The 8195-nt window shown below is 65.1% G+C and carries 5 protein-coding genes and 2 tRNA genes; 5 read left to right on the forward strand and 2 right to left on the reverse strand.

Annotation, left to right across the window (positions count from 1 at the left end):
* Window positions 1-73: 73 nt before the first annotated feature.
* Both CKO27_RS11265 and CKO27_RS11270 read right to left on the reverse strand, forming a co-directional pair.
* On the reverse strand, window positions 74-3325 hold the full coding sequence (locus tag CKO27_RS11265) for an efflux RND transporter permease subunit (RefSeq protein ID WP_200374991.1): 3252 nt from the start codon (window positions 3323-3325) through the stop codon (window positions 74-76).
* Entirely contained in the window at window positions 3318-4406 is a 1089-nt protein-coding gene (locus tag CKO27_RS11270) for an efflux RND transporter periplasmic adaptor subunit (RefSeq protein ID WP_200374992.1), read from the reverse strand. The genes CKO27_RS11265 and CKO27_RS11270 overlap by 8 nt, the downstream gene beginning before the upstream one ends.
* A 216-nt stretch (window positions 4407-4622) precedes the next feature.
* Here CKO27_RS11270 and CKO27_RS11275 point away from each other — a divergent pair, with 216 nt between their 5' ends.
* The 5 genes from CKO27_RS11275 (at window position 4623) to CKO27_RS11295 (ending at window position 8115) form a co-directional block, all read left to right on the forward strand.
* Window positions 4623-6440 (forward strand): AMP-binding protein, encoded by a 1818-nt coding sequence (locus CKO27_RS11275; protein WP_200374997.1) that lies wholly within the window; start codon window positions 4623-4625, stop codon window positions 6438-6440.
* 43 nt (window positions 6441-6483) lie between these two features.
* Window positions 6484-6557: transfer RNA gene (locus CKO27_RS11280), tRNA-Gly, on the forward strand.
* Between the two features lie 32 nt (window positions 6558-6589).
* Window positions 6590-7651: an A/G-specific adenine glycosylase gene (gene mutY, locus CKO27_RS11285; protein WP_200374993.1), complete on the forward strand. Its 1062-nt coding sequence runs from the start codon at window positions 6590-6592 to the stop codon at window positions 7649-7651.
* A 19-nt stretch (window positions 7652-7670) separates the two neighbouring features.
* Complete coding sequence (locus CKO27_RS11290) at window positions 7671-7961, forward strand: oxidative damage protection protein (RefSeq protein ID WP_200374994.1); 291 nt, start codon at window positions 7671-7673, stop codon at window positions 7959-7961.
* 78 nt (window positions 7962-8039) lie between these two features.
* A tRNA-Phe gene (locus CKO27_RS11295) sits at window positions 8040-8115 on the forward strand.
* Window positions 8116-8195: the final 80 nt, after the last annotated feature.

Consider the following 8195-nt stretch of genomic DNA (forward strand, 5'->3'; position numbering starts at 1 on the left):
TTCGCTGTGCCTACCGCCACGATAGAGGCGACTGGTGCCAGCCCCTTCCGGGGCCGACACCCAGGGCGCCTGTCTAACCCGTCGCGCTCCGAATCCACTCCACCCGCCTGCGCATGACCCCGTAGTAGACGACCGGAATCACGACCAGCGTCAGCACCGTCGAGACGAAGAGTCCGAAGAGCAGCGCCACGGCCAGCCCCGAGAAGATCGGATCGTCGAGGATGAAGAGGGCTCCGGCCATGGCCGCCAAGGCGGTCAGGGTGATCGGCTTGGCGCGCACGATGGCAGAGTCGATGACGGCCTGTTCGAACGCCCGGCCCTCGCGTACCTGCTGGTTTATGAAGTCCACCAGCAGAATGGAGTTGCGCACGATGATGCCGGCCAGCGCGATCATGCCGATCATGGAGGTGGCGGTGAACTGGGCGCCCAGGATGGCGTGACCCGGCAGGATGCCGATCAGGGTGAGCGGGATCGGCGCCATGATGACGAGCGGCACCAGATAGCTTCTGAACTGGGCGACCACCAGCAGGTAGATGAGGATGAGTCCGACCCCATAGGCAAGCCCCATGTCGCGGAAGGTCTCATAGGTCACCTGCCATTCGCCGTCCCATTTGAGGCTGTATCCGTAGGGATTGGTCGGCGCCTGTCGATACCATTGTTCCAGATCCAGCTCCTCGTCGAGAACCCCCGCCATCCCGAAGAGTCCGTAGAGCGGGCTGTCGGTCGCGCCGGCCATGTCACCGGTGACATAGACCAGGGGCAGCAGATCCTTGTGATGGATGCTGTGCTCGCGGCGGCCCTCGACCACCGTCAGGATCTCCGACAGCGGCACCAGTTGTCCGCCCTCCGAGCGCACGCGCAGCGCCAGCACCTGCTCCAGATCGGCCTTGTCCGCCTCGCTGTATTCGACCCGGATCGGCACCGCGTATTTGACGTTGGCGCCGTGCAGATAGCTCATGTCCTCGCCGTCCAGCACGGTGGCCAGGGCGGTGGCGATGCTTGCCTGGGAGACGCCGAGTCGCGCCGCCTTGGAGCGGTCGACGACCAGCGTGAGCTTGCGCGAGGGAAATTCCACCGAGTCGTCCACGTCGACGATGTCCGGGGTGCGCTCGAAGACGGCGCGGACCTGGCGCGCGACCTCGATCTGGCCCGCGTAATCCAGACCATAGATCTCGGCGACCAGCGGCGAGAGCACCGGCGGACCGGGCGGAATCTCGACCAGCTTGGCGTTGCCGCCGTGGCCCTTGGCGATCGCCTGCAAGGGCGCGCGCAGGTCCAGGGCGATGGCGTGGCTCTTCTGGTCGCGATGGTGCGCATCGACCAGATTGACCTGGATGTCACCCAGGTGCGCGCCCTCGCGCAGATAATATTGACGCACCAGTCCGTTGAAGTTGATGGGCGCCGCGGTGCCGGCGTAGACCTGATAGTCGGTGACCTCGGGGACGGTCGCCAGATACTCGCCCATCTCGCTCAGGACGCGCATCGTTTGCTCCAGGCTGGTGCCCTCGGGCATGTCGAGCACGACCTGGAATTCGCTCTTGTTGTCGAACGGCAGCATCTTGAGAACCACGGTACGGTTGACCGCCAGCCCGATCGATCCCGCGATCAATAGCAGAATCCCCGCGAGCAGCAGCCAGCGGTTGAGATGGCCGCGTCGCCCGGCGAGGAATGGCCCGATCAGACGCGTGAAGAAGACGGCGAGCCGTCCGCCCTCGCCCTTTCCGGCTCCGTGCCCGAGTCCATGTTCGCCGCCGGCGTGCGCCCGCGCGAGCTGGCGTCGACCGAGCATCAGGTTGGTCATCCAGGGGGTGAAGACGAAGGCCACCAGCAGCGAGATCAGCATCCCGATGGAGGCATTGATGGGGATGGGGCTCATGTATGGCCCCATGAGTCCGCTGACGAAGGCCATCGGCAGCAGCGCGGCGATGACGGTGAAGGTCGCCAGGATGGTCGGCCCGCCGACCTCGTCGACCGCGCGCGGCATGAGATCGAGCAGCGGCTCGCGGCTCATCGCCATGTGCCGATGGATGTTCTCCACCACCACGATGGCGTCGTCGACCAGGATGCCGATCGAGAAAATCAGCGCGAACAGCGACACCCGATTGAGTGTGAAACCCCAGGCCCAGGAGGCGAACAGCGTCAGGGCCAGGGTGACCACGACGGCGGCGCCGACGATAATCGCCTCGCGCCAGCCGATCGCGACCAGGACCAGCAGCACCACCGAGGCGGTCGCGAAACTCAGCTTGCTGATGAGCTTTCTGGCCTTGGCGTCGGCGGTGGCGCCATAGTTACGGGTGACCGTGACCTCGACAGTCTCGGGGATGAAGAGGCCCTTGAGCTGCTCGAAGCGTTCGATGACGTCGGCGGCGACCTCGACCGCGTTGACGCCGGGCTGCTTGGCGACGGCGATGGTGACCGCCGGAGTGGTTCCGACCAGGGGCCGGCCAGCCTCCAGGGCTCCCGGTCCGGTGCCCATGACGACATAGCTGCGCGGCGGCTCGGGACCGCGCTCGATGGTCGCGACATCGCGCAGATGCACCGGACGCCCGCCATGCACCCCGATCACCAGGTCGCCGATGTCCTCCGGCGAGGTCAGGAAGTTGCCGGCCTGGACCAGGATTTCCTGATTCTCGGCGGTGACGCTCAGGTTGTCGCGGGCGAGATTGCCGGCCTGGAGCGAACGGCGCAGCGCCACGAGATCGATGTCGTAGCCCGCGAGCGTCTCGGGCTGAAGCGACACCCGCACCACCTGATCGGGCGCGCCCAGGGTGTAGACATCGCGGGTGCCGGGCACGCGTTTGATCTCCTGCTCGATGGCGTGGGCGACCTGCCCCAGCTCGTAGGCACCGACCGTCTCGTCACTGGACCAGAGGGTCGCGGTCAGGATCGGCACGTCGTCGATGCCCTTGGGCTTGACGATCGGCACGCCGACGCCCAGATTCGGCGGCAGCCAGTCCTGATTGGACAGCACCTTGCTGAACAGACGTACCACGGCATCGGTGTTGTCCTCGCCGACCGCGTACTGCACGGTCACCACCGCCATGCCGGGACGCGAGACCGAATAGACGTGCTCGATCCCCTTGATCTCGGAGAACACCTGCTCGGCGGGACCAGCCACCAGATGCTCGATCTCGCTCGCGGAGGCGCCCGGATAGGGGATGAAGACATCGGCGAAGGTGACGTCGATCTGAGGTTCTTCCTCGCGCGGCGTCACCATCACGGCGAACAACCCCAACAGCAGACCGACCAGGGCCAGCAGCGGGGTGATCTCGGTCGCCTGGAATTTGGCCGCGATGCGGCCCGACAAACCCAGCCGGTCACTCATGATCCCCACCCTCCGCGCCAACGTGACGCGCCGGCGCCTGCGATTTGAGCCGCGCGCCGGCGGCGATCGGATCCAGCGCGACCCGCTCGCCCTCGCTCACCCCGGCCAGCACCACGTAGCCATCCGTCAGCGCCCGACCGAGCCGAACCTGGCGGAAGTGGATATGCTCGCCCTCGCCGATCACATAGACCCCGGTGACCTCGGAGCGATGGACCACGGCCTCGCTGGGCAGGGTCAGCTCGGATTTCTCGCCCACCACGAAGCCGGTCTTGACGTACATCCCAGGGAAGAGCACCTGGCGCCCGGTTCCGGTGGTCAGCGGCAGATCGATGCGCACCTTGAAGGTATTGGAGCCGAGATCGGCGAAGGGAAACACGGTGATCCGGGTGCTCTCGATGACATCGCCCTCCGGGAGATAGACACGCGCCGGCTTGGGCGCGCCCGAACCACCCCGCACGGAGGGTATGACGCTCTGGGGAACATCGACCGTCACCCGCAACTGGTCGAGCGAGATCCCGCTCATGACCGGCGAGCCGGGGCTCGCGACCTCACCCAGCGAGACATGGCGGTGGGTGACGATGCCCGAATAGGGCGCGCGGATCTGAGTGTAGGCCAGTTGTTCCTGGGCCTCCTCCAGGCGGGCCATGGCGGATTCCAACTCCGCCTTGGCGCTGGCGAGTTCCGCGGTCGCCTTGTCCATGGCCGAGTCCGAGACGTTCTTCTTGCGGAAAAGCCCCTCCACCCGGTCGTATTCGTCCTGGGCCTGTCGCAGACGGGCGGTGACCGACTTGAGGTCGGCCGCCGCCTGGCTGACGCGCGCGCGATGCTCGGTGTCCTTGAGCCGGACCAGCACGGCGTTCTTCTCGACGAAGTCATCGACGTCGTAGAGGATCTCCTGCACCTGACCCTGGGTCTGGGCCGAGACGGTGGTACGGTTGACCGCCTCGACGATGCCGTCGAGACGGTATTCGCGCGGCAGCGTTCGAAACTCGGCCGCCGCGCTCGGCAAGGCCTCCGACCCAGCCTGGACATTCAGCGCCAGCAACAGGGTCATCCCCAGGGAAATTCGCATCGATCTCATGGCTGTCTCGCCCCCAAAATATTAGCTTTTCCTAATATTGCATGATCGGTCTATTTTTCAACGAAGAATCATCAATCGGTCGGAGCACGCCGGCCTGGCCAGCATTGCAAATCCATGACAGCCTTTATACCGTTGGCGTCCCGTTCCGGACCAGGCCGGCATCGCCGCGCGCGAGTCTGGTCGTGAGTCATGACGCCAACAGAAGAGGACAACCCAGTGAACCGATGGTCCGAGGACTTGATTGCGATCGACCGCGCCAAGACGGTGGACGGTCTGTTTCTGCAACGGACCATCCGCTCTCCGGAGCGCATCGCCTATCGCTACTTCGAACGCGACGCCGGCTGGCGTGAGTTGAGCTGGAGCGCCATGGGCGAGTCGGTGGCGCGCTGGCGCCAGGCGCTCTCGGGGGAGCCGCTGGAGGCTGGCGATCGGGTCGCGATACTGCTGCGCAACTGTCCCGAGTGGGTCATGTTCGACCAGGCCGCCTTCTCGCTGGGCTTGGTCACCGTGCCGCTATACACCGACGATCGGGCCGAGAATGCCGCCTATATCCTGCAGGATGCCGCGGTCAAGGTGCTCCTGATCCAGGACGTCGGACGCTGGAAACGCCTGGCCGAGGTGGTCGGCGACGCCCCCTGGCCGCTGCGCGTCCTCATCCTCGAACCAAGCCCGGCCGCCCACGAGCTGGCCGCGAAGGATCCCAGGGTCCAGGTCGTCGACCGCTGGCTTCCGTCCTCGGCTCCGGCGCTGAAGGCGCGCGATGGCGATCCACGCGACTTGGCGACCATCGTCTACACCTCCGGGACCACCGGTCGCCCCAAGGGGGTGATGCTGAGCCATCATAACATTCTGACCAACGCGCACGCCGTCCTCACCCTGATCAACGTGTACGGAGAGGATCTCTTCCTCTCCTTCCTGCCCCTGTCGCACATGCTGGAGCGCACCGGCGGCTACTATCTCCCGCTCATGGCGGGCTCGACCGTGGCCTACGCGCGCTCCATCGGTCAACTGGCCGAGGATCTTCAGACCATCCGACCGACCGTCATGATCGCCGTCCCGCGCGTCTTCGAGCGCGTCCATCAACGCATCGCCGATCAGTTGGAGACCCGACCGGCGCCGGTCCGCTGGCTGTTCCGGCTGGCGGTCGCCATCGGTTGGCGAGCCTTTCAGCGCGCGCAGGGGCGCGCCGGCTGGCATCCATCGCTGCTGCTCTGGCCCTTCCTGCGACGCAAGGTCGGGGAACCCGTGCTGCAAAAGCTTGGCGGTCGTCTGCGCGCCGCCGTCAGCGGCGGCGCCGCCATGCCGGTCGGCGTGGCCCGCACCTTCATCGGTCTCGGACTGCCGCTGATTCAGGGCTACGGACTGACCGAGACCAGCCCGGTCGTCAGCTTCAATCCGCTGGAGGACAACATCCCCGAGAGCGTCGGCGTCCCCATCCGAGGAATCCAGGTACGCACCGGCCCCAACGATGAACTCTTGATCAAGGGGGACAATGTGATGCAGGGCTACTGGAACAACCACGCCGCCACCGCCAAGGTTCTGACCCATGACGGCTGGCTGCATACAGGTGACCAGGTCCGCCTCCAGGACGGTCATATCTTCATCACCGGCCGCATCAAGGACATCCTGGTGCTCTCCAACGGCGAGAAGGTTCCCCCGGCCGATCTCGAAATGGCCATCGCGCTCGATCCACTCTTCGAGCAAGTCGTGGTGCTTGGCGAGGGACACTCCTATCTCACCGCCCTGCTGGTGCTGAACGCGGATCTCTGGCCGGGAATCGCCCGTGAGTACGGTCTCGACCCCGACCAACCCGCCAGCCTGCGCGATGCCCAACTCATCAAGGACATCCTCAAGCGCATCCGGCTCGCCCTCACGGATTTCCCCGGTTACACCAAGATCCGGCGCGTTACCCTGACGCTCGAACCCTGGTCGATCGACAACGGCCTGCTGACCCCAACCTTGAAGATCAAGCGGAACAAGGTCGTCGAGCAATACCACGACCTGATCGAGGCCATGTACGGCAGCGATGGATGAGCTTGCCAACGGACCGGCCCCTGCATAGAATGCTCGTCCGGTCGCGGGTGTAGTTCAATGGTAGAACAGGAGCTTCCCAAGCTTCTAACGTGGGTTCGATTCCCATCACCCGCTCCACACCTCCTCGCGCCGCCACCCCGCCAGCCGCCTTGACACTATCGCCAGAGGACTTCGCCACCGCCCTGCTGGACTGGTTCGACCGCCACGGCCGCAAGGATCTGCCCTGGCAGCAAGACCCGACGCCCTATCGCGTCTGGGTATCCGAGATCATGCTGCAACAGACCCAGGTCAGCGTCGTCATCCCTTATTTCGAGCGTTTCATGGCCCGTTTCCCGACCCTGTCGGACCTGGCCTCGGCCGAGCTCGATAGCGTCCTGGCGCATTGGTCGGGACTCGGGTACTACGCACGGGCGCGCAACCTGCATCGCGCCGCCGGCCTGATCCAGGAACAGCATGGAGGCGTCTTCCCGGCCTACCTCGAACAGGTCCAGAAGCTCCCCGGCATCGGCCGCTCGACCGCCGGGGCCATCCTGTCGCTCGCCGGCGGACAACACCAGCCGATCCTCGACGGCAACGTCAAACGGGTACTGGCGCGCTGTTTCGGGGTCGAGGGATGGCCAGGGAGCCACGCCGTGCTCGCGCGACTCTGGACACTGGCCGAGCGCTGCACGCCGAGCGAACGAGCCGGCGCCTACAACCAGGGCATGATGGATCTCGGCGCCACCCTCTGCACCCGGAGCAAACCGGACTGCCCCAACTGCCCGCTGACCCAGATCTGCGAGGCGCGCGCCCAGGGCCGGCAAGGGGAACTGCCCTCCCCCCGCCCGAGCCAGACGCGGCCCATCCGCGTCACCACGATGCTCCTGGTCCGAAACCCCGCGGGCGAAATCCTGCTGGAGCGCCGACCACCGACCGGCATCTGGGGAGGACTCTGGAGCCTGCCCGAGACCGCGCCGGAAGAACCGATCGAGGATTGGTGTCAGACCCGATTGGGAGTCAGGCCCCGACTGGTTGAAATTCTCCCCGAACGCCGTCACTCATTCAGCCACTACAGTCTCAGGATCCATGTCAGGGTCATCGAACTGGAGCGACTCCCGACCAGGATCGAGGACAAGGGCGAGCCATGCTGGATCAGCCCAGCCCAGGCGCGAACGCTCGGTCTCCCCGCCCCCGTCGGCAAGATCCTCGACGAACTGAGCAAGCCTGGATGACTCACCCTGGAGAACACGCATGAGCCGCACCGTTGACTGCATCAAGCTGGGCCGGGAAGCCGACGGCCTCGATCGCCCACCCTACCCCGGCGACCTCGGCAAGCGGATCTTCGAGCAGGTCTCCAAACCCGCCTGGCAAGACTGGCTCCGCCATCAAACCATGCTGATCAACGAAAACCGCCTGAGCCCCATGGACCCCAAGGCCCGCCGGTTTCTGGAGGATCAAATGGAGCAATACTTCTTCGGCGCGGGCGCCGAGAAACCGGCGGGCTATGTCCCTCCCGAACAAAACAAGGCCAACGACTCTTGACAGGTCCGATTTCAATTTGATTAAATACGCAGCTCAACTTAGCAGGAAAATTTAAGAAACTTGCTAAGTTCTTCCTTCGCCCAGGTAGCTCAGTTGGTAGAGCAGCGGACTGAAAATCCGCGTGTCGGTGGTTCGATTCCGCCCCTGGGCACCAAATTTTCAAAGAGTTACGGCTTTCATGGTCTCGGCCTCCTTAAAATGGAGGCCAAACTCCTTAAAATGCCACGCCTCACC

It is taken from the genome of Thiocystis violacea, from assembly GCF_016583575.1.
GTDB classification, from domain to species: Bacteria; Pseudomonadota; Gammaproteobacteria; order Chromatiales; family Chromatiaceae; genus Thiocystis; species Thiocystis violacea.